This window comes from Enterobacter cloacae complex sp. SHL021 (assembly GCF_049237765.1).
Taxonomy (GTDB): domain Bacteria; phylum Pseudomonadota; class Gammaproteobacteria; order Enterobacterales; family Enterobacteriaceae; genus Enterobacter; species Enterobacter cloacae.
Genome location: NZ_JBMKJG010000008.1, coordinates 75326 through 95871 on the forward strand (window position 1 = coordinate 75326; position 20546 = coordinate 95871).

Here is a 20546-nt window from a genome sequence, read left to right on the forward strand (position 1 = left end):
GGGCGAATACGTATTGTCAGGTGCCCGTTACAGATACGCTCACGCCAGAGCAGGCGCGACGGATAAGCCGGATACTCAATCCGGCGCTAGTCGCGAGGCATACCGCCATTGCCAGAAGCGCGACGATATCCGAAGTAGAACAATGCAAGGTGAACCTTGTACCAGGGCTGTTCTGCGCGATGATTTGAAAGTGACGGGCACTGATACTAAGCATTTTAGCCGCTGGGTTCAAAAGTTGGTTGATGATGGATTGATTATCCAGAATGGTGACGTATTAACTATACAATCGTTAAGATAAGCGGGTTAGAAAGTTAGTGGTAAGTGGGGAGGGCTGGGGAAGTCCCTCTGTTTTCCCCACTTTGCGCCTATATACTTGGACAAAGTGGGTAAAAACGCTCTAACCCCCGTCAATACTGGTTTTTAGGCGGATAACCAAAAATACTGGTGGGCAGTAAGAGGGGAGTGGTCGAAGTGGGTATAATGTGGGTAATCGAACATAATTTAATCTAGTAAGGTAAGTTAAATGATTAGAACAGAGGCCCTTAGAGCTTTGATCAAAGAAATTGATGATGGCTTTTGTCATGAATCTGTTCCCATTCCTCAGCGGACGATGAGATGTATGGCAATTCTAAGTCAGAAACTTCAGGTTGATTTACCTATTTATGCTTCAAAAGAGAAAAGATATATGTCCGAAGGGCATCGGATATCATATGTTATATCAGCATGGTATGACGAAATGTATGGCAATAGAAAAAATAAAAATATCGACATTGGTTATGTACTGCTTTTAGTTCGCGGTGATTTAATGATTTGCAGACTTCCAAACTTTATGGGGCAATGCTGCTTCCTCATTGAGGAGGATTTGAGCGTTAAAATGGCCCCTAACGAAACGAATATCTTATTGATGATGGACGGCATGACTCAGGCATTTTCTTCAAGTCTTTCTTATCAAGAAAAAGAAGAGATATTTAATAAATTTAAAAAAGGCCTTAATGCTTCAGTTATTATAGCGGAGTGGTTGGGTAGCGATCTGGATATGATAAAAGCTGCGGTCAATGACTTAAAGATTATTGAGTCTAATATTAAGTCTAACGTTAGACATCTAGGTAATGCGAAATGGTCCTACAATCAATTTGTAGAGAAGATTCTTAAATCATGGTTGCTGAAAGCAGGTTTAGAGAGAAGTTGTCTGAGAAATTATAGCCATAATCTTGCGGCGGCTGCTAAAAAATTCAATGAATATTATCATGAAAAAATTGATCTGAGCTTACTTGATGGTATCAGAGGTGGAGCCGGTTTACGTTATGACGAAATAGATGTTGACGAATGCGAATTAATACAAGTGCAGAACGATGTTTTTGAAGTTGTGAACTTAATTGGCGGTTGCCCTAAGTTACAGTGAGAGAAAGAGAGGGACTTATTTGGACCCTCTTTTTCAATTACCGAAGTATTCAACTTTGTTATTTTGGAGGAAATCACAAAGTTGAAGATAGCAGGGCTTTAAAGCTAAGGGAAACCAGCTATTATATTATACGTATGTAAAAAGAAAAGAAGAGGAAAGCACCATTTTGGTCAAGAAATGGCATCGCTGCTTCCTTTCTTCTGAAATTGACCCTGCTAGCACTAATTCTAATTTAGAGATATAGAATGCAGAGCACTTAGGAGTTCTATGTGTTTTCGCCAGTTCATTGTCAATTGGATTAAGGGTAGTATGCTAGTGACCAGGCGCATTAGGGGGATCTTCATGCATAGCTTGCTTTGTTGAAGCGCAGGTTAACTTTGGGCGAAGTATATGAAATGCAAATTGGTAGTAAATCTGCTGAGATTACTGTGCTTTAATTCTGTATTGTATATTCATGATGACAATGAGGTGGCCCTGGTGAGGGCCACAAACTTGAAGGGGATATATGCTGTATCTATTTTAATTAACATTTAAATTAAATGTGGTCCTTTATCACTCCGTCTTTGTAAACGATTTGTTTAGTGCCAGAAATATAGTCCTGTACTATGCCCAATAAGTCTTTCGAGTAGTCAATTGTAGAAAATGTTTCTGCCGGTTTGCTATATATATAGTTAAGTGAGAAACCTCTCAATTTAATGTTTAGTTCACCATTTTCGGACTCTAAGTAAGCGTCGTCTAATTCTTCTTTGTATGTCCCCTCACCATATTGGATATTTTGGATTCTCGCGGGTAATGAGTTTGCCAATTCTAGGAGAGAGTATTTGGATTCAGAAGATTTATCAAGGATGAATATTTGGTTGTTGAGTAGTTGGCTGAATCCTGATTCTATAGCATCAATATTTAGATTCTTCTGTGAGTCAAGCCAAGTGGCATCTATGAATGGAGAGAAGGCAGTTATTCTCGGAGGAGTGATCGCAACAATATTCAACTGAATAATTTTAATGAGCGGTGTACCATCTGGTGCGCGCCAATCTTCATTATCAGCTTCGCGGACAATTAAAAGATCTATTTTATGTTGCTCAGCTTTCTTTTGAGCCCCGCTTTGATACCCTGTTTTTGTAGCGTAAATTAGTCTTAGGCCAGGGATGTCAGCTGTTTTACCAATGAATGCGTCAATTTTCTCGATACTTACAGATGAATTATAGTCTTTGCATTCAATTACTGTCTTGTATTCATAGCCCCCTAGGGTAAATTCCCAAAACACATCGAATTGCCTAGCGATGCCATTTTTATCAATGATTTTTTTATTTACTTCAACTGTAATATTTTTCAAGTGAGAGATTTTCTCAGCTTGAATCAAGCTTTGTTGAATTGCTCCAACAAACTCCTCATAAGCCTTGCCAGTATTTTTAGCCATTATGTACCTCTCATACCAACCTTCTGAGTAAAAGTAAATTAGAACCATTGAACTGATTTATGCCACTTCACACTGTATTGCATTTAACAAAAATGATGTCGATTCGGTGGGATTTTATCAAGTAAATTCATATACATTCTTTCATATTTGACTCATGTAGCCGAAATCTGAAGGTCAGCACCGGGACCGCAATAAATGACAGCCACGTCCATCACGACCATCCTGACGCCCGGCCTTCGATCAACGGCACAATCAACGCGCTCAGCGTGACGGTGGCCAGCAGCATGCCGATGGGGTCCAGTCACTGTGCCGATTGCCCCCGCTTCTCTTTCAGCAGCGGCAGACCAAACAGAATAACCAGCAGCGCAACCGGCAGGTTAACAAGAAAATAGCCCGCCATCCAAGGTGGAACAGGTCTGCAGAAATCAAGATGCCCCCCAGAACCTGCCCAATAACGGAAGCCAGGCCAAACACGGCCCCATAGATGCTCGTGGACAAAATCATCAGGCTGTTGGTGAGTGAGTCGGGTTTCCGGGCAGGCCCTAATGCGAAGAAACAAACGCCGACGCTTGCTGCATGGGCGGAACAGCAAAGTTACGCTGCATGCGTTTTATTTCCTCTGCCGGTGGCAGACCAAACAGGCGTTTAAATTCGCGATTGAATTGCGACGGGCTTTCATAGCCGACGGCATAGCTCGCGGCAGCGGCAGTCATATGCTGACGCACCATTAACATTCGCGCCTGGTGCAGGCGTACCGATTTTACATACTGCATCGGCGGCATTTGGGTTATCGCTTTGAAATGGCTATGAAACGTCGGCACACTCATTCCAGCTTCCATTGCCAGTTGCGTCAATGTTAACGGCTCTGCGTAGGTGATGTGGATACGTTGTAGCACTTTGCCAATCTTACCGAACTGCCCCTGTAGGGCCAGTGCGGCGCGCATGGCGGTTCCCTGGGCGCCCGTTAACACGCGGAAATAGAGCTCACGTACCCGCCCGGGACCGAGGATCGTCGCCTCAAACGGATTGTTCAGGACTTCAAGCAGGCGCAGCACGGCCGTTTTGACCGCACTGTCCATTGGGCTCGACATCATACTTTGCGGCGCGGCGGGAGGATGCGGGTTGTTGTGCTGTTCAATCTGCAACATCAGCTCCGCAGCAAGTTGAAAATCCAGATGCATGTAAATCGCCAGCAACGGATGTTCTGCCGAGGCATCAGTTTCCATCACAAACGGCACCGGCACCGAAACCGCCAGATAGTGTTGCTCATCATAGAGATAGGTCTGCTGCCCGAAAAAACCACGTTTGCTTCCCTGGCAGACAATCACAATACCCGGATCGTAAAGAACCGGTGTTCTGGTAAGCGGGCGATCGGCGCGCAAAATTCGCACATCAGGCAATGCCGTCAGGTTGTACCCCTCCTGCACCGCAAGTGATTTCATTAAGGTGAGCATCTTGGACATCATCGCCCCTCATAAAATCAGGCAAGAAAAAGAGAAAATATGGCCTAAAAATGCAGCAGGTCAGAGGATACCATGCAAACTCCACGCATAAAGGAGTTCTTTTTATGACATTTGCAAAAAACCTGTTAATTACCGGCGTCAGCAGCGGCTTTGGTCGTGCACTGGCCGAGGAAGCCCTCGCCGCAGGCCATCGGGTTGTCGGTACTGTGCGAAACCGTGAAGCACAGCAGGCGTTCGAAGCGCTTGATGCGCAGCGGGCTTACGGTCGCCTGCTTGATGTCACTGACGTTGCACGTATTGATGAGGTGGTGGCGGAGATAGAATCCACCGTTGGACCGGTTGATATTCTTGTCAATAACGCGGGTTATGGCCATGAAGGGATACTGGAGGAATCCTCGCTCGACGCGATGCACCGGCAGTTTGAGGTGAATGTGTTCGGCGCAGTGGCGATGATCAAAGCCGTGCTACCTGGCATGCGCCAGCGACGTCGCGGCCATATCATCAATATCACCTCGATGGGCAGCTTCATCACCATGCCCGGCATCAGTTATTACTGCGGCAGTAAATTTGCCCTGGAAGGGATATCAGAAACTTTAAGCAAAGAGCTGGCACCGTTCAACATACATGTGACCGCAGTGGCGCCGGGGTCGTTTCGTACCGACTGGGCCGGACGATCAATGGTACGCAGCGCGCGCACTATCCCGGATTACGACGCATTATTCGAACCTGTTCGTCAGGCACGCAAGGAAAAAAGCGGTAAGCAACCGGGCGATCCCGTGAAGGCTGCACGCGCCATGCTGGCAATAATGGAGAGTCAGAACCCACCAACGCATTTATTGTTAGGCAGTGACGCATTGAACCTGGTGCGGGAAAAGCTCGCCGCATTAGGGAAGGAAATTGATCGGTGGGAAGAGGTCACGCGATCGACGGATGGGTAATCGTTTAGCGTTTCGCTAAACAGCCCACCTGTTTTAACAACACAACTCACCTCCGGAAGAGTGTGAGTTGTGTTGCGCCAACATATTACCTCGCAGGACGGATCCTGAACCAGATCGCATACATCGCCGGCAGGAAGACAAGGGTGATGATCGTTCCGCCCAGCGTCCCGCCAATCAGCGTATAAGCCAGCGTCCCCCAGAATACGGAATGGGTCAGCGGTATGAATGCCAGCACGACAGCCAGGGCTGTCAGTAACCCGGAGAGATGAAAAATCCTATAACCCCAGATCGCTCAGTGACGGGTGATCGTCCGGGCGTCTGCCCAGCGGCCAGTGAAAGAGCCGTTCAGATTCCTTGATGGGCATATCGTTGATACAGGCAAAACGCCGCTTCATGAGGCCGTCCGGCTCGAACTCCCAGTTTTCATTGCCGTAAGAGCGGAACCAGTTCCCTGAATCATCATGCCATTCATAGGCATAGCGTACGGCGATGCGGTTGTCGGTAAATGCCCAAAGCTCTTTTATCAGGCGATAATCCAGCTCTTTCTTCCATTTCCGCTCAAGGAACGCCTGCGCCTCCGCGCGATTCGTGGCGAACTCCGCACGGTTACGCCACTGCGTGTCCAGCGAATAGGCCAGTGCGATTTTTGCCGGGTCGCGGCTGTTCCAGCCATCTTCTGCCAGCCTGACTTTTTCTATGGCGCTTTCACGGGTAAACGGCGGTAAAGGGGGGCGTGTGTTCATCTCGGCTACCTCGGGTTGATAGCATGTAGACAGGTCTGTCTACTTGCGTTAATCTATGCCTGTAAATACCGTCTGTCAACACACTGTTTGAGGCCAGATAAGCGTGAATACTCTCACTACGAATAATGATCAAAAAGTCAGCGCCAGAGATAAAATATTACTCACCGCGCACGAACTCTTTTATTCCACCGGGTTCAGAGCAACGGGCGTTGATACGCTTATCAAACAGGCAAAAGTGACTAAAGTGACGTTTTATCGCCATTTCCCGAGTAAGAGTTTGCTTATTCTTGCCTATCTGCAATATCGGCACGAGCTGTGGATTACCTGGTTTGAAACCACGCTTCGACAATATCTCGAAGAGGGGCGGGCTGCATCGGACGCATTAGCTGCAACGCTTAACGGGTGGTTTATTTCCCCGTTGTTTCATGGCTGTGCGTTTATTAATGCCAGCGCAGAAGCAAAATCAGAAGACAATGAAAGTGAAATAAAAGCCATTTGCCGCAACCATAAATCTGAAACCCGGGAAAAAATTGCCACCCTCACCGGTATTGCCGATGAGGCTATTAACACGCAGATTTTAATGCTGATAGACGGGGCCATCATACATGCGCAAATGGGCATGGATACCAAAGAGGTGGTCAGTCAGTTGCGAAGGGGACTTGAAGCGCTGATACCGCGCTAATTACGGCTTTGCGTGCGCAGCCAAACCTCGGAATGGCTGCGCCGTACGATTCAGATCTTAGTGAGGCTTTGCAGGAATTCGTCCACCTGCTGAGGAGTGGCTGAATCGGCCTGATAGAGGATATCGAGCGTCACGTTTTTAAGGCCACAGAAGCCAAACACCCCTTCAACAATCTGGGTCTGAATGGCACCGGAATAACCGTGCTTATCGAACCCGGCCAGATCGCTGCCCGCCGTTGCGACCAGGCGCACGGGCACATCACGTAAATTACCCACGATGCGACCATCTTCAGCCACTTTATAGGCCCAGTTCACGGTCAGCACCCGATCAAACCAGCCTTTCAGAAGGGCGGGAACGGACCACCAGTAAATCGGGAAGACAAATACCAGCATATCCGCGCGCTCGACACGCTGCTGCTCGCGCAGCACCTCGTCCGGCAGCGCGCTGACATCGCCGTGGTAGAGGTCAAGGTCGGGACGAATCATGGTCGGGGAAAAACCTTCGGCATGCAGATCGGCTATTTCAACCTGCGTACCCTGTTCCTGTAACTTCCCGGCAATTCGCTGCGCGAGGGATTGGGATAACGAATTTTCGACCGGGTGAGCCGTCACGATCAGGGCAGTATTGATGACGTTTGATGCAGACATAGAGACCTCAACAGGGTGAGTGAAGATGTCTCTATGTTACTATTGGTAACTTAACTGTCAATCTGGCAGGGCACTCATTTTGTGCTGTCCAGATAGGTATTGAGGACGCCGGTCATCGCGCCGCTGAGCATCTCTTCCGCAACGTTACGCGCGAGGATCCCATTTCCGGCAGCCGTACTGAGCGCATCCGCGGCCCCAATAATGGCCGTCAGGGCCGCTTCACCTGTTACCCCTTGCAGCACAATAAAAGGGGAAAGCGCCATCCGCAGGCAGTCTGCGCAGTCGGCCACGCAGGCCTCGCGGAAAATCTGCAGCGCCCGCGAGCCGGACAGAGCCGCCGCTATGGGGCCCGTTTCGGGGCCCGCAGAGATCGCGCAGTCGATATACGCGGCGCTGAAAAAACGGATCGTCTGTGCCAGCGTTTTATTGTCTCTGTTCAACGTCTCGCGAAATTTCTTGAGCTGCCTGTCGCTGAAGTCCTGGTAGAGTGCCATCAGCAGCCCTTCACGATCGCCAAAATGATCGTAAGGAATGGGTTTGGTGACGTTGGCGCGCTCGGCCAGGAAACCCAGCGTAAGGGCCTCAGTGCCTTGCTGGCGCACAATTCCGCGCGCGACTTCCAGCAGCTGTGCGCGGCGTTCTTCTTTTCTTAAGCGCTTAACAACCATCTTTTCCTCAAATCAGTTAACTACTGAAGGTAGTTTACATGCCTTACTGAACGGATGAGAAGCTCATTGCGCGGCTTTTTCCCGCTGAGCCATGTCGAGCACGCTGGCGCTTGCCGGGTCGAACAGCGCAAGGCTCTCAATCTGGTTGAGCATAATCACCTTTCTGAAATCCATCGCACTTCTGGGCTCAGAGTCGAGGGTGATGTCATGCCCGTCATACCATTTGCTGTAGTTATTTTCGATGCGAAAATTCATCGTCTGGCGATCGCGATAGCCACTCAGCATGGGAATAAGCACGATATTGGCCGTTTTCTCATATTCCAGCGTCGCCGTATGGATCATGCCGACATAGATACGCCCCGACCGTAGCGTCACCTGCGCCAGCTCGCCTTGCTCCATGCACTGATAAAGCAGTTGTTCAATCCCGCTCGCCTGCGCCAGGCGCTTATAGAGCTTTTTCCTGCCTTCACCGTCCAGTCGGGCGCTGCCCGCCCAGTTTGAGCGGTAAAGACAAAACAGGATGGCGAAGGCCAGCATCACCACTACGGGCGCCTGGATGCCCAGGAAACTCCAGTTCATAAAGTCCATTTGCCAGTCGGCATAACGCTCTGACGTAAAGTGGAAGGTGTTGTCAGCCGCGGAGAGGGCGAGCAGCAGCAGCCAGAGCAGCCCGGTGGCGATCACGCCTTGCAGAACGAAGATCGAGCCGTAAAGGGCAACCAGAAAATAGACATCCCAGCCGAAGGATCGCTTGATTTTGAAGCGGGTAGAGAGGTCGCGGCTGGTGTACCAGTACCCGCAGACCATCAGCACCATAAATATCGCCGTTCCCATATTACGCCCTCTTTAACGCATTGACGTGGCGCAGAAAATCCTGGCGTACCTCGTTGCTTTTATAGTTCACCGAGGCATTACCATCCTGGTCGATGATAATCCGGTCGCCATCCTCAACGGCTTCAATGATTTCCTGCTGACTCATCACCTGAAGTAACGATTCCGGGCTGGAGAAAAGGGAGAGAAAGAAACGTCTCATCGCATGTCATCCTTATGAATAAAAAGAATAAGCCTGGAAGAGAACGGGGGAATTTACCTTAGGGTTAACCTGAAAAAGTAGCCCGATGGCGGTCAGCCCTTATTGCGCCTCGAGTTCCGGCACGAAAGTAACTTGCCCAACTCACTGATAATTAAAATAATAAAAATATATTTCCGTACAAACTTGGACAAATAACTCGAATTGTGTAAGTTTTAATTATGCGCTTACGCTACGTTGTTTACCGCCAGGATGTGACCCATGAACCTTTTGCCTGACGTCATCAGTCGGTTTGTTGATTACTACACCGCGCTGGATTCCCAGCCGCCCTCGGCGCTGGCGGGGCTTTACCATCCCGATGCCACGCTTATCGATCCGTTTGGTGAACATAACGGCCTGTTCGCCCTGCAACGCTATTTCACCCATCTGCTGGCGAATGTCGAACACTGTCGTTTCACGCTTGATTCCCCTTTGATCGGCGAGCATCGCTTTGTTGTCACCTGGGTCATGCACTGGTCGCACCCGCGCATTGCCGGTGGCGAGCCTCTGGAACTGCCTGGCTGCTCCGTGGTGGACGTGGAAAAGGATCGGATTATTCGCCAGCGGGACTACTACGATGCCGGAGAGATGATCTACGAACATCTGCCTTTGCTTGGCTGGGCGGTTCGCGGCGTGAAGCGGAGGGTGAAATCATGATGACGGTCCTGATCACCGGCGCCAGTTCAGGCATTGGGGCGGGGCTGGCGCAATCTTTTGCCCGTGACGGTCACCATGTCATCGCCTGCGGGCGGGATCCGGCGCGTCTGGAAGCCCTGCATCAGCACAGTTCAAACATTACGGTACGCCTGTTCGATATGACAGACAGGGACGCCTGTCGCCAGGCGCTGACGGGCTGCGCGGCCGACCTGACGATCCTCTGTGCCGGAACCTGCGAATATCTGGAACACGGCGTGGTGGACGCCGCGCTGGTAGAGCGGGTGATGACCACTAACTTTCAGGGGCCTGTCAATTGCCTTGCCGCGCTGCAGCCACAGCTTGTGGCCGGTAACCGCGTGGTGCTGGTGAGCTCTATGGCTCACTGGCTGACGTTTCCACGCGCTGAAGCGTACGGTGCATCTAAAGCCGCGCTCACCTGGTTTGCGCAGAGCCTGCGTCTCGACTGGGAGCCAAAAGGGATTGCAGTCACCGTGGTATCGCCCGGTTTTGTCGACACCCCGTTGACCCGCAAAAATGATTTCGCTATGCCGGGCAGGGTGAGCGTTGAAGAGGCGGTAAAAGCCATTCGCCGTGGCCTGGAAAAAGGTAAAAACCACATCGCGTTTCCAGCGGGATTTGGTCTGACGCTGCGGCTGCTTTCCGGGCTGCCAGCGTTCTTACAGCGCGCACTGCTGCGCAGGATGGTGCGCTCATGAAGATCGCCATTATCGGCAGCGGCATCGCCGGGCTGACCTGCGCCTGGCGCCTTGCCGGCCATCATGAGGTCACCCTGTTTGAAGCCGGTGCCACCCCCGGCGGCCATACCGCCACGGTTGACGTGCCGACGCCGCAGGGTACCTACGCCATCGACACCGGTTTTATCGTCTACAACGACCGCACCTATCCGCGCTTTATGGGGCTGCTTAGCGAGCTGGGCATCAGCGGGCAAAAAACGCAGATGAGCTTCTCGGTACACAATCCGCAAAGTGGGCTGGAGTACAACGGCCACACCCTGACGACGCTCTTTGCACAACGTCGTAACCTGGTGAACCCGGCGTTCTGGCGTCTGCTTGGGGAGATTGTCCGTTTTAATCGCCTGGCGAAACAGGCTCTGAAAGAGGACGTGGAGCCCGGCGCGACGCTGCAAACGTTCCTGGAACAGCATCGCTTTACGCCGTTCTTTGCGCGTCATTATATTCTCCCGATGGGGGCGGCCATCTGGTCGTCGTCGCTACAGGAAATGAAACGTTTTCCGCTGCCGCTCTTTTTACGCTTCTTTGAGAATCATGGTCTGCTGGATATCACTCAGCGCCCGCAGTGGTACGTGGTGCCCGGCGGCTCGCGGGAGTATATCCGCGCTATTCTGGCACAGCTGGGTGACCGGCTCACGCTGCACCTCAACGCGCCGGTGCAGCGGGTAAGCCGTGATGCACAGGGTGTCACCCTCCATCTTGAAGAATCGAGCCACCGTTTTGATCAGGTGATTTTTGCCTGTCACTCAGCCCAGGCGCTGGCCATCCTCGACGCACCTTCCGCCGCTGAGCAGGAGGTGCTGGGCGATATTGGCTGGCAGCGTAACGAGGTGGTGCTGCACAGCGATCCGCGCTGGCTGCCGGTGCGTCAGCGCGCCTGGGCCAGCTGGAACTACCGCCTGAGCGACCAGGATCAGGCCAGCGCCTGCGTAACGTACAACATGAATATCTTGCAGGGGCTGCCCGCCGGTAGCCCGCTGTTCTGCGTCACCTTAAACCCGGAAACGCCAGTGGACGAACGCTTCGTGCTGCGGCGCTTTGTGTATGAACATCCACTGTTTAACCCGCAAAGCTGGCGGGCACAGGCACGCCGCAGCGAAATCAACGGTCACCAGCGGAGCTGGTTCTGCGGCGCGTACTGGTACAACGGCTTTCATGAAGATGGCGTGCGCAGCGCGCTGGACGTCGTCAATGCGATAACAGCCGGGGAGGGAAACCGATGAACAGTTGCCTCTATCACGGCGTATTACGCCACCGCCGTCTCCAGCCGAAAACGCATGAGTTCAGCTACGGCGTCTTTATGGCCTGGCTCGATCTCGACGAGCTGGATAAGTTGCCCACCGTTGGCGTGCGGCGCAACCGGTTTGCCGCCGCATCGTTCCATGATGCGGATTATCCGCTGGGTTCGCCGCTTAAAGAGAACGTGCTGAATCGGCTGGAAAGCCTGACCGGCGAACGTCCTGAGGGGCGGGTGATGCTCCTGACGCAACTGCGCTACTTCGGCTTTCATTTTAATCCCGTCAATTTTTACTACTGCTATGACCCGGCAGAGACGCTGCGCTGGGTGCTGGCCGAAGTGCGCAATACGCCCTGGAACGAACGACATTATTACGCCGTCAATGGTCAGCACGCCCAGCCCACGGAGAAAGCCTTTCACGTTTCTCCGTTTAACCCCATGGACATGATTTACCACTGGCGCTTCAACAACCCGGATAACACGCTGCATATGCACATTGAAAATCATCAGGCGTCAAAGGTATTTGATGCCACGCTGGCGCTTCGCCGCGCGCCGCTGACCCGCCCGGCACTGCGTGGACTGCTGCTGCGTATTCCGCTGATGACGCTCAAAACCGTTTTCGCGATTTACTGGCAGGCGCTGCGGCTGTGGCTTAAGCGCGTGCCTCTGTATAACCATCCTGTCAGCAGGAGTGAACGCTCATGACCGATCCTGTCTTTGCGCTTGAACCCGATATCCCGCGCAACGTTCGCGTCGCGCGCTGGCTGCTCTTTCGCGTGCTGAGCGGCCTTCGTGGCGGCTCGCTCACGCTGCGTGAAGGGGCGCAGACCTTTCATTTCGGTGAGCTGTCTGCCGCGCTGCATGCCGACGTGCAGATCCTCAGCCCGGGCGTCTACTGGCGCGTCCTGACCGGAGGCAGCCTGGCCGCGGCGGAAGCCTGGATGGATGGCGAATGGGAAACCACGCAGCTCACGCCGCTTCTGCAACTGCTTGCGCTAAACAGCCAGGTACTGGGGCGGCTCGAAAACGGGTTCCGCCTGCTTGGCAGACCGCTGGAGCGGCTTCGCCACTGGACGCGGCGCAACTCCCGGGCGCAGGCGCGGGAAAACATTGCGGCACATTACGATCTGGGTAACGCGTTTTATGCCCATTTTCTGGACAAGGAGTTGCTCTATTCCAGCGCGCTGTTTAGCGGGGAGGAGCAGGATCTTAGCGACGCGCAGCGGGCGAAAATGGCGCGTCTGTGCGAACAGCTGGCGCTGAACCCCAGCGATCATCTGCTGGAGATTGGTACCGGCTGGGGGGCGATGGCGGAATACGCGGCCCGTCACTACGGCTGCCGGGTGACCACTACCACGCTGTCGCAGGAGCAGTATCGCTGGGCGACAGAGCGGATTGCCCGGGCCGGTCTGCAGGACCGCGTTGAGGTGTTGCTCTGCGACTATCGCGATTTAACCGGCGAGTACGACAAGCTGGTGTCGATTGAGATGATTGAAGCCGTCGGGCAACGCTATCTGCCAACGTTCTTCCGCACCTGTCAGGCGCGTCTGCGTCCGGGTGGGCGCATGGCGATTCAGGCCATCACCATTCAGGATCAGCGGTATCGCGACTACAGCAAAAGCGTGGATTTTATTCAGCGGTATATCTTCCCCGGCGGCTTTTTGCCGAGCATAACGGCGATGAATGCGCTGATGACGCGCCACACCGATTTTGTGGTGCGCAACCTGTTTGATATGGGGCCGGACTACGCGCGCACGCTGGCGCACTGGCGTCAGCGTTTTCTCCATGCCTGGCAGGAGATTGAAAAACTGGGATTTGATGAGCGGTTTCGTCGGATGTGGCTCTATTACTTTGGCTACTGCGAAGCCGGGTTTAACGCCCGCACCATCAGCGTGGTGCAACTGACCGCCGAGCGCGTATGAAACGTTACGTGCAGGTTTTCGCCCTGGCTATCGCGTTCGATCTCTACTGGACGCTGGTGGTGCTGTTTCGCGAGCGTGGCCTGATTATCTGGTGCGTGCTGGCGATCTTCGCCTGCCTGATGTTGCCGCCTGCACACCGCGTTTATGCCATTCTGCTGGCACTCGCGGGCACTCTGCTGGATGCACTCTGGGCGCTGACGGGGCTGATCGCCTTCACCGGTGAATCGCTGATGCCCGTGTGGATGGTGGCGCTGTGGCTGATGTTTGCCACCGTCTGGACGCAGCTCACCCGCACCACAACGTTACCCGGCTGGATGCTGATGCTGCTGGCTTCCGTGGGCGGTCCGGTGGCGTATCTTATCGGTGAGCGGCTCGGTGCCATCGCCTTTCTGGAGCCAACCTTTATCGTCGTCAGCTGGATGGTGCCGGGCTGGCTGGTGCTGATGCTGTTTTACCACCTGCTGACAGGGAGGCAACAATGAGAGCCGCACTCCTGTTCCTCTGGCTCATCACCCCGACGCCTTTCGCCCAGGCCGCCGACTGGCTTGGCTGGCGCAAGGTGGGGGATGCCACGCTGACCTGGGGGCCTTTCACCGTTTATACCTCCCAGTTGCGCACCCCTGAAGGGCGCTACACCGGCAAGATGCAGGATCAGGCGCTCATTATCACCTACGCGCGTGACATCGACAGTGAAGACCTGGTCGAGGCAACCCGCGACCAGTGGCGAGCACAGGGGGTTTTGCAGCAGGAACCGCAGAGCGAAGCCTGGCTGCGAATGCTTGCCTCGCTGTGGCCGGATGTCGGGCCGGGGGCGCAGCTGGCGTTCGTGCTTAACGATAAGCAAGGACAGTTCTGGTACCGCGCACCTTCTGCATCGGGCACTTTCAGACCCCTGGGGCCGCCTCAGTCGCAAGCGTTCAGCACACGTTTTCTGGGGATCTGGCTTGATCCCCGCACGAAATACCCTGAGCTGCGTCAGCAGTTAATCGGAGGACAACAATGAAACGTTTTTTGATCATGGCGCTGGGTGTGACGATGTTGCTGGCAGGCTGCAGCACGGACGTGACGGAGTACCGCCAGCAGCAGCCGCGGCTTGATATATTCCACTATTTCCAGGGCAAAACGGAAGCGTGGGGGATGGTGCAGGATCGCAGCGGGAAGCAGATCCGCCGCTTCCACGTGGAGATTGCCGGGGACGTGATTGGCGACACGCTGACGCTGAATGAACATTTTGTCTACGACGATGGTGAAAAACAGCAGCGGGTATGGCATATCCGCCGCGTGGCGACCGATCGTTATGAGGGCACGGCGGGCGATATCGACGGCGTGGCGACGGGGCAGGCGGCGGGCAATGCCTTCAACTGGAGGTACAGCATGAACGTGAAGGCCAACGGCAGCACCTGGCTGCTGCACTTCGACGACTGGATGTACCTGCAGGATGGCACACACCTGTTTAATAAAACCGAGATGAAGAAATTTGGCGTCACCGTCGCCACGGTGACGCTGTTCTTTACCCGCAAGGCGTAACGTTAATCGTGGGGAGGGGCGTTTTTACTGCCTGAGTAAATGAAAAACAGCGCAATACCCAGGCAGAGGACGGCGGCCAGTCGGCTCGTCGAAAACGGAATGGCCGCATTGCCCAGCCAGCCAAAGTTATCAATCAGCATACTCATGGTGAGCTGACCAAAAATCACCGCGACCGTGGCGACGGCGGTGCCGATGCGCTGCACCGCCACGACCATGATCACAATGTACGGCACGCCAAACATCGCCCCGAGAAGCTGCCATTTCGGCACGTCCAGCAGGGTGACTGTCTGTTTTGGTTCAAAGAAAAAAATCAGCAAGGCGGTGACCAGCGCGCCAACGGAGAACGTCAGGAACGCGCTTTTGAATACGCCCACGCGGCTGCCGAGTTGCCCGTTGATCGCCGCCTGAATGCTCAGCGTCGCGCCGCCGCACACGGCCAGAATAATCATCATCAGTGTCATCGTGTTACCCCTGTGCGACCAGAATCAGTGCCGCAATAATAAAACCCAGCGCGACGATCCGTTTCGCGTTGATCTTCCTGTGCGGTGTGCCCAGCAGACCGTAATGGTCGATCAGCAGGCTTTTAAAAACCTGCCCCGCCAGAATGCCAATCATCGTCAGGGCGATGCCGATGGCCGGGGTGGCTAGGGTCAGGATCACCACGTAAACCGGGCCAAGTACCCCGCCGAGCAACTGCCAGCCAGGCTGGGCAAAAAACGACGGGCTGTTGCGCGGGCTGAAGAACAGCATCAGCAGAAACGTCAGCGCGGCGCCGACGCCAAAAATGCTGAACGTGGCCCATAAATCACCGACTTTTCCACCCAGCGGCCCCAGCAGGCCAGCCTCTACGGAAAGCCCCATCCCCCCGGCAATCACCAGTAAAATCAAAACAAGCTGCATTGTTATTCCTCCGTTTTGCAGGCGGAGAAGATTACGTCGGTCTGGTCATGAGAAAAATGCCATAATGCAGGAAACACCTTTGCAGGATATGCACGAATGTACGATGCCGGGAGCATGAACCTCCGTTCGCTGAAGATTTTTATCGCGGTTTTTGAAGCCGAAAATTTTTCCGTGGTCGCGCGCCGCGAGGGCCTTTCCGCCTCGCAGGTTTCGCGCATTATCCACCAGCTTGAGGACGCACTCGGCCAGCAGCTTTTTTACCGCAATACCCGGGCGGTGATCCCCACAGAAAGTGGTCATCTGTTTATCCGCTATGCCAGGGAGATGATGACGAGTTTTGAGGAGGCTCGTCGGGAGCTGGATGCACGTTCAACGGAGCCTTCCGGCACGATCCGCATTAATGCACCGGTCTTTTTCGGCCAGCGGCACATTGCGCCAGGGCTGCCTGGTCTGACGGCGCGCTATCCGCGGCTGAATATCGAGCTGACGCTGACCGATGATTTTATCGACCCGCACAAGAATGCCGCCGACGTGATCTTTCGCATCGGCGTGCTGACGGACTCCACCTTTCACGCGCGCATTTTTGGTCAGCAGCGCTACCATCTGGCCGCCTCGCCGGACTATCTGCGACAGCACGGCGCGCCGCAAGGGCCGGACGATCTGGCGCATCATAAATGCCTGGTCTACCGTGGTTCGTCGGGGCCTAACCGCTGGCTATTTCGCGGTCCGGGGGAGGAGTGGGTGCACTACCCGGTGATGCCATTAATGACGTCAAATAATGCGGAATCGCTGCTTGCTGCCGCGCTGGGTGGGATGGGAATTGTGCTGTTTCCGGACTGGCTGATTGGCGACCGCGTGCAGCAGGGCGAACTGGTCGCACTCCTGCCAGGGCTGGAGTGCGCCATTCATACGGAGCCCCTGAATATTGCGGCGATCTACCCAAACGCGCGGCATCCGCCCCTTAACGTCAGGGCGGTAATTGATCATTACGTCGGGTGTTTCGGTACGCCGCTGTACTGGCAAACGCAGGGCAGGTGATTACGCGCCAAGCTCGTTGCGGATAATCGCGGCTCCGGCGCTCAGCGCCTTCAGCTTACCGTTGGCAACCTGACGGGAAAGCGGCGCCATACCGCAGTTGGTTGACGGGTAAAGCTTGTCGGCATCGACAAACTGCTGCGCTTTACGCAGGGTGTCAGCCACTTCTTCCGCGGTTTCAATGGTGTTGGTTGCCACGTCGATGGCGCCTACCATCACTTTTTTGCCGCGGATCAGCTCCAGCAGATCCATCGGCACGCGGGAGTTGTGACACTCCAGCGAGATGATGTCGATATTCGATGTCTGAAGCTTAGGAAACGCCTCTTCATACTGGCGCCATTCTGAGCCAAGGGTCTTTTTCCAGTCGGTATTGGCCTTGATGCCGTATCCGTAGCAGATATGCACCGCAGTTTCGCATTTCAGCCCTTCAATGGCACGCTCCAGCGCCGCAATCCCCCAGTCGTTGACCTCATCAAAAAAGACGTTAAATGCCGGCTCATCAAACTGAATGATATCGACACCTGCGGCCTCTAACTCTCTTGCCTCCTGATTGAGGATTTTAGCGAACTCCCAGGCCAGCTTTTCGCGGCTTTTATAGTGCGCGTCGTAAAGAGTGTCGATCATGGTCATTGGCCCCGGCAGGGCCCACTTGATTGGCTTATCCGTGAGCTGCCGTAAGTATTTTGCGTCGTCCACGAACACCGGTTTTTGACGCGCCACGGCGCTGACCACCGTCGGCACGCTCGCATCGTAGCGGTTACGAATGCGCACGGTCTGACGGTTTTCAAAATCCACGCCGCTGAGGTGTTCAATAAAGGTGGTCACAAAGTGCTGGCGCGTCTGTTCGCCATCGCTGACGATATCAATCCCCGCGCGGATCTGCTCATCAAGCGATAAACGCAGCGCATCCTGCTTACCGGCCAGTAACTCCTGATCCTCTAATTTCCACGGTGACCACAGCGTTTCAGGTTGTGCAAGCCAGGTTGGCTTAGGCAGGCTGCCAGCGGTTGACGTCGGGAGCAATGTTTTCATATGTATAACCCTTTTAAATTCGATTAATTAACGCGCGTAGTTATCAGACCACTGCTCGAGTACGTGTTTGTAAGGCTTGATAAATTGTTCTTCCGTGAATTTACCCTGCTCAATGGCCAGCTGGCTGCGTTCGACACGGTCGTAAACAATTTTGGTTAATGAGTGATCCTGCTGATTCAGATCGGGGCGATAGCAGTGTCCTGCCGCCGAGTTAGCGTTATAAATTTCCGGGCGATAGATCTTCTGGAACGTCTCCATCGTGCTGATGGTGGCGATCAGTTCAAGATTGGTGTAATCACTGAGCAAATCGCCGGTGAAGAAGAAGGCAAACGGCGCCACGCTGTTTTCAGGCATGAAATAGCGTACCTTCAGGCCCATTTTCGCGAAGTACTGCTCCGTCAATGACTCGCCATCCGGCGTGTACTCAATGCCCAGCACCGGGTGCTGGTTACCCGTGCGACGATAAGTGTCTTTGCTGGACACGCTCAGGCAAATCACCGGTGCTTTTTTGAAATTCTCCCGGTATTCCGGTGAATTAACAAAATGGCGGAAGATATTGCCGTGCAAGACACCAAACTTCTCCGGAATGGTGAAATGGGGCTGGTTTTTATTATGCTCCAGCAGCAGGACGCTGAAATCGTAATCGCGCACGTAAGAGGAGAAGTTATTGCCGACAATACCGTCGATGCGTTCATTGGTTTTTTTATCGACGATTGTGGTTTGCAATATTTCAATGGCCGGGAAGGTTTTCTCCGCACCAATATTCAGATCCACAGAGACGATCTCAAGCTCGACCGCGTAACGATCGGCATTGGGGTTATCCCAGCGCGCCAGGGCATTAAAGCGGTTATTGATCATCACCAGAGTATTACGCAGGTTCTCCTGACGTTTTTCCCCGCGGGCGAGGTTGGCAAAGTTGGTGGTCGTACGCGTATTCTCTGACGGGTTATAATTTTCATCGAAGCAACTGCGCTTAAGGGTAAATGTAAAAGCTTTACTCATCTTGGTTATGCATCCTAAGTTCATGTTGCCAGGAAGTTATCAATGCATAATTTATGCCTGACGCGGTGGCGCAGGGGAAGTGACTTAATTTCACAGCAACATGAGCGAACTTCATGAACTGCTCAGTTCCAGTTATACTGCCCAAAATTTCCAACCGGTTTAAACACACTCATGACAAAACTCACCTTACAAGAGCAGATGCTGAAAGCGGGCTTAGTCTCCAGCAAGAAAATGGCCAAAGTTCAGCGCACGGCCAAGAAATCCCGCGTGCAGGCGCGTGAGGCCAGAGAGGCGGTAGAAGAGAACAAAAAAGCGCAGCTTGAGCGTGACAAACAGTTGAGCGAGCAGCAAAAACAGGCCGTGCTCGCCAAAGAGTTTAAGGCGCAGGTGAAGCAGTTGATTGAGATGAACCGCATCACGGTGGCAAAAGGCAACATCACCTTTAACTTCACCGACGGCAATTTGATCAAAAAAATCGAGGTGGATAAGGCAACCCAGACCCAGTTAATTAACGGTCGTCTGGCCATCGCACGTCTGGTGATTAACGCTAATGGCGATTGCGAATACGCCATTATCCCGGCGGTGGTGGCGGATAAAATTGCCCAGCGCGATGCCGACAGTATTGTGTTAAATAGCGCCCTGAGTCAGGAAGAGCAGGATGAAGACGATCCGTATGCCGATTTCAAAATCCCTGACGATTTGATGTGGTAAGACGGTTCAGAACGGTGCGGCGTGACGGGCGTTAACCGGCTCGCCGCTCACCGGATGAATAAAATTCAACTGACTGGCATGCAGCATCAGCCTCGGCGTTGTTCCGCTGCCAGGCCACGTCCGTCCTCCATATAAATCGCAGCCTAAAATCGGGTGGCCCAGCAGCTGACAGTGAATGCGCAACTGGTGGGTTCGCCCCGTTTCAGGCGTCAGTTCTACCCGCGTGAGCGGCATCGCCGCGTTTTGATGCAGGCGTTCCACCACCCGATAGCGTGAACGGGCGGGTTTGCCGTTAACGGCACAGATCGACATCAGCGGAAACAGCGCCGGGTCTTTGGCAATCGGCGCGTCAATTATCCCTTCATTGTTTTCCAGGTGGCCGCAAAGCAGGGCGCTGTAGACTTTTTCCACGCTGCGCTGGCTGAACTGCTGACACAGCGCGGCGTTGATCGACTTATTACGTGCAATCACCATCAGGCCGGACGTGCCAAAATCCAGGCGATGCACCAGCGTGCAGCCAGGAAAGTTTTGAACCAGACGATAGTGCACCGAATCGAGATTTTGCGGATTTTTACCCGAGAGGCTAAGCAGACCGGAAGGTTTATTGATCAGCAGCAGATGTTCATCCTGCCAGAGGATCTCAATGTCGTCATGACACGGTGGGGCAATAAAAGAATCAATAATCGCAGACATCAGGCCGCCCGGCTGGAGAGTGGGAGCGGATGATAACGAAATGCGGGAG

Annotated in this window: 26 protein-coding genes and 1 pseudogene; 13 read left to right on the plus strand and 14 right to left on the minus strand. The window is 53.5% G+C overall.

What is annotated here, in order from left to right; all coding sequences use genetic code 11:
• Positions 1-523: 523 nt before the first annotated feature.
• On the plus strand, positions 524-1402 hold the full coding sequence (locus tag ACOTZF_RS10005) for a hypothetical protein (protein WP_129317941.1): 879 nt from the start codon (positions 524-526) through the stop codon (positions 1400-1402).
• A 535-nt stretch (positions 1403-1937) separates the two neighbouring features.
• Here the strand turns inward: ACOTZF_RS10005 and ACOTZF_RS10010 are convergent.
• The 3 genes and pseudogenes from ACOTZF_RS10010 to ACOTZF_RS10020 all read right to left on the minus strand — a co-directional run bounded on the left by ACOTZF_RS10010 (position 1938) and on the right by ACOTZF_RS10020 (position 4282).
• The gene (locus ACOTZF_RS10010; RefSeq protein ID WP_074135422.1) at positions 1938-2819 is read right to left on the minus strand and encodes a restriction endonuclease; all 882 of its coding nucleotides are present in this window, start codon (positions 2817-2819) and stop codon (positions 1938-1940) included.
• A gap of 136 nt (positions 2820-2955) precedes the next feature.
• Positions 2956-3317, minus strand: a pseudogene (locus ACOTZF_RS10015) (MFS transporter); the annotation flags it as partial.
• A 44-nt stretch (positions 3318-3361) separates the two neighbouring features.
• Positions 3362-4282, minus strand: coding sequence for an AraC family transcriptional regulator (locus ACOTZF_RS10020; protein WP_062934410.1), 921 nt, complete (start codon positions 4280-4282; stop codon positions 3362-3364).
• Between the two features lie 104 nt (positions 4283-4386).
• On the opposite strand from ACOTZF_RS10020, the gene ACOTZF_RS10025 reads away from it, so the two are divergent.
• Complete coding sequence (locus ACOTZF_RS10025; RefSeq protein ID WP_062934411.1) at positions 4387-5220, plus strand: oxidoreductase; 834 nt, start codon at positions 4387-4389, stop codon at positions 5218-5220.
• 85 nt (positions 5221-5305) lie between these two features.
• Here ACOTZF_RS10025 and ACOTZF_RS10030 read toward each other — a convergent pair whose 3' ends face one another.
• A complete protein-coding gene (locus ACOTZF_RS10030) occupies positions 5306-5455 on the minus strand; it encodes an efflux RND transporter permease subunit (protein WP_154693992.1) in 150 nt (49 codons plus the stop codon).
• A 40-nt stretch (positions 5456-5495) separates the two neighbouring features.
• Positions 5496-5963: a DUF1348 family protein gene (locus tag ACOTZF_RS10035; protein WP_013096727.1), complete on the minus strand. Its 468-nt coding sequence runs from the start codon at positions 5961-5963 to the stop codon at positions 5496-5498.
• 103 nt (positions 5964-6066) lie between these two features.
• Between ACOTZF_RS10035 and ACOTZF_RS10040 the strand changes: the two genes are divergently transcribed.
• Complete coding sequence (locus ACOTZF_RS10040) at positions 6067-6645, plus strand: TetR/AcrR family transcriptional regulator (RefSeq protein WP_129317942.1); 579 nt, start codon at positions 6067-6069, stop codon at positions 6643-6645.
• Positions 6646-6695: 50 nt separating this feature from the next.
• Here the strand turns inward: ACOTZF_RS10040 and ACOTZF_RS10045 are convergent, their stop codons facing one another.
• The 4 genes from ACOTZF_RS10045 to ACOTZF_RS10060 all read right to left on the minus strand — a co-directional run bounded on the left by ACOTZF_RS10045 (position 6696) and on the right by ACOTZF_RS10060 (position 8993).
• A complete protein-coding gene (locus tag ACOTZF_RS10045; protein ID WP_094915781.1) occupies positions 6696-7292 on the minus strand; it encodes an NAD(P)H-dependent oxidoreductase in 597 nt (198 codons plus the stop codon).
• A 74-nt stretch (positions 7293-7366) separates the two neighbouring features.
• Positions 7367-7960, minus strand: a complete 594-nt coding sequence (locus ACOTZF_RS10050; protein WP_023620833.1) for a TetR/AcrR family transcriptional regulator — start codon at positions 7958-7960, stop codon at positions 7367-7369.
• 63 nt (positions 7961-8023) lie between these two features.
• On the minus strand, positions 8024-8794 hold the full coding sequence (locus ACOTZF_RS10055) for a hypothetical protein (protein ID WP_038980562.1): 771 nt from the start codon (positions 8792-8794) through the stop codon (positions 8024-8026).
• A gap of 1 nt (position 8795) precedes the next feature.
• A complete protein-coding gene (locus ACOTZF_RS10060; RefSeq protein WP_013096722.1) occupies positions 8796-8993 on the minus strand; it encodes a hypothetical protein in 198 nt (65 codons plus the stop codon).
• A 258-nt stretch (positions 8994-9251) separates the two neighbouring features.
• On the opposite strand from ACOTZF_RS10060, the gene ACOTZF_RS10065 reads away from it, so the two are divergent.
• The 8 genes from ACOTZF_RS10065 to ACOTZF_RS10100 are packed head-to-tail and all read left to right on the plus strand — an operon-like array spanning position 9252 to position 15124.
• Positions 9252-9686 (plus strand): nuclear transport factor 2 family protein, encoded by a 435-nt coding sequence (locus ACOTZF_RS10065; RefSeq protein ID WP_013096721.1) that lies wholly within the window; start codon positions 9252-9254, stop codon positions 9684-9686.
• A complete protein-coding gene (locus tag ACOTZF_RS10070; protein WP_020688135.1) occupies positions 9683-10402 on the plus strand; it encodes an SDR family NAD(P)-dependent oxidoreductase in 720 nt (239 codons plus the stop codon). The genes ACOTZF_RS10065 and ACOTZF_RS10070 overlap by 4 nt, the downstream gene beginning before the upstream one ends.
• Positions 10399-11661: an NAD(P)/FAD-dependent oxidoreductase gene (locus ACOTZF_RS10075; protein ID WP_047351754.1), complete on the plus strand. Its 1263-nt coding sequence runs from the start codon at positions 10399-10401 to the stop codon at positions 11659-11661. The genes ACOTZF_RS10070 and ACOTZF_RS10075 overlap by 4 nt, the downstream gene beginning before the upstream one ends.
• Complete coding sequence (locus ACOTZF_RS10080) at positions 11658-12380, plus strand: DUF1365 domain-containing protein (RefSeq protein ID WP_038419351.1); 723 nt, start codon at positions 11658-11660, stop codon at positions 12378-12380. The genes ACOTZF_RS10075 and ACOTZF_RS10080 overlap by 4 nt, the downstream gene beginning before the upstream one ends.
• A complete protein-coding gene (locus tag ACOTZF_RS10085; protein WP_038980570.1) occupies positions 12377-13597 on the plus strand; it encodes an SAM-dependent methyltransferase in 1221 nt (406 codons plus the stop codon). The genes ACOTZF_RS10080 and ACOTZF_RS10085 overlap by 4 nt, the downstream gene beginning before the upstream one ends.
• A complete protein-coding gene (locus ACOTZF_RS10090) occupies positions 13594-14079 on the plus strand; it encodes a DUF2878 domain-containing protein (protein ID WP_013096716.1) in 486 nt (161 codons plus the stop codon). The genes ACOTZF_RS10085 and ACOTZF_RS10090 overlap by 4 nt, the downstream gene beginning before the upstream one ends.
• On the plus strand, positions 14076-14600 hold the full coding sequence (locus ACOTZF_RS10095; protein WP_129251645.1) for a hypothetical protein: 525 nt from the start codon (positions 14076-14078) through the stop codon (positions 14598-14600). Before ACOTZF_RS10090 ends, ACOTZF_RS10095 begins: the two co-directional genes overlap by 4 nt.
• Positions 14597-15124, plus strand: coding sequence for a DUF3833 domain-containing protein (locus tag ACOTZF_RS10100; protein ID WP_020688129.1), 528 nt, complete (start codon positions 14597-14599; stop codon positions 15122-15124). Before ACOTZF_RS10095 ends, ACOTZF_RS10100 begins: the two co-directional genes overlap by 4 nt.
• A gap of 2 nt (positions 15125-15126) precedes the next feature.
• On the opposite strand, the gene ACOTZF_RS10105 is transcribed toward ACOTZF_RS10100, so the two are convergent.
• Together ACOTZF_RS10105 and ACOTZF_RS10110 are read right to left on the minus strand one after the other, a co-directional pair.
• Positions 15127-15585, minus strand: a complete 459-nt coding sequence (locus ACOTZF_RS10105) for a DMT family transporter (protein WP_045901127.1) — start codon at positions 15583-15585, stop codon at positions 15127-15129.
• 4 nt (positions 15586-15589) lie between these two features.
• A complete protein-coding gene (locus ACOTZF_RS10110; protein ID WP_013096712.1) occupies positions 15590-16024 on the minus strand; it encodes a DMT family transporter in 435 nt (144 codons plus the stop codon).
• A 96-nt stretch (positions 16025-16120) separates the two neighbouring features.
• Between ACOTZF_RS10110 and ACOTZF_RS10115 the strand changes: the two genes are divergently transcribed.
• Positions 16121-17062, plus strand: coding sequence for a LysR family transcriptional regulator (locus ACOTZF_RS10115; protein WP_029883105.1), 942 nt, complete (start codon positions 16121-16123; stop codon positions 17060-17062).
• Here the strand turns inward: ACOTZF_RS10115 and ACOTZF_RS10120 are convergent, their stop codons facing one another.
• Both ACOTZF_RS10120 and ACOTZF_RS10125 read right to left on the minus strand, forming a co-directional pair.
• Positions 17063-18091: a methionine synthase gene (locus ACOTZF_RS10120; protein WP_129251647.1), complete on the minus strand. Its 1029-nt coding sequence runs from the start codon at positions 18089-18091 to the stop codon at positions 17063-17065.
• 27 nt (positions 18092-18118) lie between these two features.
• A complete protein-coding gene (locus ACOTZF_RS10125; RefSeq protein ID WP_013096709.1) occupies positions 18119-19093 on the minus strand; it encodes a DUF1852 domain-containing protein in 975 nt (324 codons plus the stop codon).
• Positions 19094-19264: 171 nt separating this feature from the next.
• Here ACOTZF_RS10125 and ACOTZF_RS10130 point away from each other — a divergent pair, with 171 nt between their 5' ends.
• Complete coding sequence (locus ACOTZF_RS10130) at positions 19265-19804, plus strand: DUF2058 domain-containing protein (protein ID WP_013096708.1); 540 nt, start codon at positions 19265-19267, stop codon at positions 19802-19804.
• A gap of 6 nt (positions 19805-19810) precedes the next feature.
• Here ACOTZF_RS10130 and ACOTZF_RS10135 read toward each other — a convergent pair whose 3' ends face one another.
• Positions 19811-20497 carry an RluA family pseudouridine synthase gene (locus tag ACOTZF_RS10135; RefSeq protein WP_058650336.1) on the minus strand — a complete coding sequence of 229 codons (687 nt, stop codon included), beginning with the start codon at positions 20495-20497 and terminating at the stop codon, positions 19811-19813.
• Between the last annotated feature and the right edge of the window lie 49 nt (positions 20498-20546).

Excerpts from the sequence above, each read along its gene's own strand:
- ACOTZF_RS10130 (WP_013096708.1), top strand. The coding sequence starts at position 19,265 with ATGACAAAACTCACCTTACAAGAGCAGATGCTGAAAGCGGGCTTAGTC.
- ACOTZF_RS10065 (WP_013096721.1), top strand. The coding sequence starts at position 9,252 with ATGAACCTTTTGCCTGACGTCATCAGTCGGTTTGTTGATTACTACACC.
- ACOTZF_RS10080 (WP_038419351.1), top strand. The coding sequence starts at position 11,658 with ATGAACAGTTGCCTCTATCACGGCGTATTACGCCACCGCCGTCTCCAG.
- ACOTZF_RS10115 (WP_029883105.1), top strand. The coding sequence starts at position 16,121 with ATGTACGATGCCGGGAGCATGAACCTCCGTTCGCTGAAGATTTTTATC.
- ACOTZF_RS10060 (WP_013096722.1), bottom strand. The coding sequence starts at position 8,993 with ATGAGACGTTTCTTTCTCTCCCTTTTCTCCAGCCCGGAATCGTTACTT.
- ACOTZF_RS10090 (WP_013096716.1), top strand. The coding sequence starts at position 13,594 with ATGAAACGTTACGTGCAGGTTTTCGCCCTGGCTATCGCGTTCGATCTC.
- ACOTZF_RS10005 (WP_129317941.1), top strand. The coding sequence starts at position 524 with ATGATTAGAACAGAGGCCCTTAGAGCTTTGATCAAAGAAATTGATGAT.
- ACOTZF_RS10020 (WP_062934410.1), bottom strand. The coding sequence starts at position 4,282 with ATGTCCAAGATGCTCACCTTAATGAAATCACTTGCGGTGCAGGAGGGG.
- ACOTZF_RS10035 (WP_013096727.1), bottom strand. The coding sequence starts at position 5,963 with ATGAACACACGCCCCCCTTTACCGCCGTTTACCCGTGAAAGCGCCATA.
- ACOTZF_RS10045 (WP_094915781.1), bottom strand. The coding sequence starts at position 7,292 with ATGTCTGCATCAAACGTCATCAATACTGCCCTGATCGTGACGGCTCAC.
- ACOTZF_RS10050 (WP_023620833.1), bottom strand. The coding sequence starts at position 7,960 with ATGGTTGTTAAGCGCTTAAGAAAAGAAGAACGCCGCGCACAGCTGCTG.
- ACOTZF_RS10010 (WP_074135422.1), bottom strand. The coding sequence starts at position 2,819 with ATGGCTAAAAATACTGGCAAGGCTTATGAGGAGTTTGTTGGAGCAATT.
- ACOTZF_RS10095 (WP_129251645.1), top strand. The coding sequence starts at position 14,076 with ATGAGAGCCGCACTCCTGTTCCTCTGGCTCATCACCCCGACGCCTTTC.
- ACOTZF_RS10120 (WP_129251647.1), bottom strand. The coding sequence starts at position 18,091 with ATGAAAACATTGCTCCCGACGTCAACCGCTGGCAGCCTGCCTAAGCCA.
- ACOTZF_RS10025 (WP_062934411.1), top strand. The coding sequence starts at position 4,387 with ATGACATTTGCAAAAAACCTGTTAATTACCGGCGTCAGCAGCGGCTTT.
- ACOTZF_RS10100 (WP_020688129.1), top strand. The coding sequence starts at position 14,597 with ATGAAACGTTTTTTGATCATGGCGCTGGGTGTGACGATGTTGCTGGCA.
- ACOTZF_RS10070 (WP_020688135.1), top strand. The coding sequence starts at position 9,683 with ATGATGACGGTCCTGATCACCGGCGCCAGTTCAGGCATTGGGGCGGGG.
- ACOTZF_RS10110 (WP_013096712.1), bottom strand. The coding sequence starts at position 16,024 with ATGCAGCTTGTTTTGATTTTACTGGTGATTGCCGGGGGGATGGGGCTT.
- ACOTZF_RS10055 (WP_038980562.1), bottom strand. The coding sequence starts at position 8,794 with ATGGGAACGGCGATATTTATGGTGCTGATGGTCTGCGGGTACTGGTAC.
- ACOTZF_RS10135 (WP_058650336.1), bottom strand. The coding sequence starts at position 20,497 with ATGTCTGCGATTATTGATTCTTTTATTGCCCCACCGTGTCATGACGAC.
- ACOTZF_RS10105 (WP_045901127.1), bottom strand. The coding sequence starts at position 15,585 with ATGACACTGATGATGATTATTCTGGCCGTGTGCGGCGGCGCGACGCTG.
- ACOTZF_RS10075 (WP_047351754.1), top strand. The coding sequence starts at position 10,399 with ATGAAGATCGCCATTATCGGCAGCGGCATCGCCGGGCTGACCTGCGCC.
- ACOTZF_RS10085 (WP_038980570.1), top strand. The coding sequence starts at position 12,377 with ATGACCGATCCTGTCTTTGCGCTTGAACCCGATATCCCGCGCAACGTT.
- ACOTZF_RS10125 (WP_013096709.1), bottom strand. The coding sequence starts at position 19,093 with ATGAGTAAAGCTTTTACATTTACCCTTAAGCGCAGTTGCTTCGATGAA.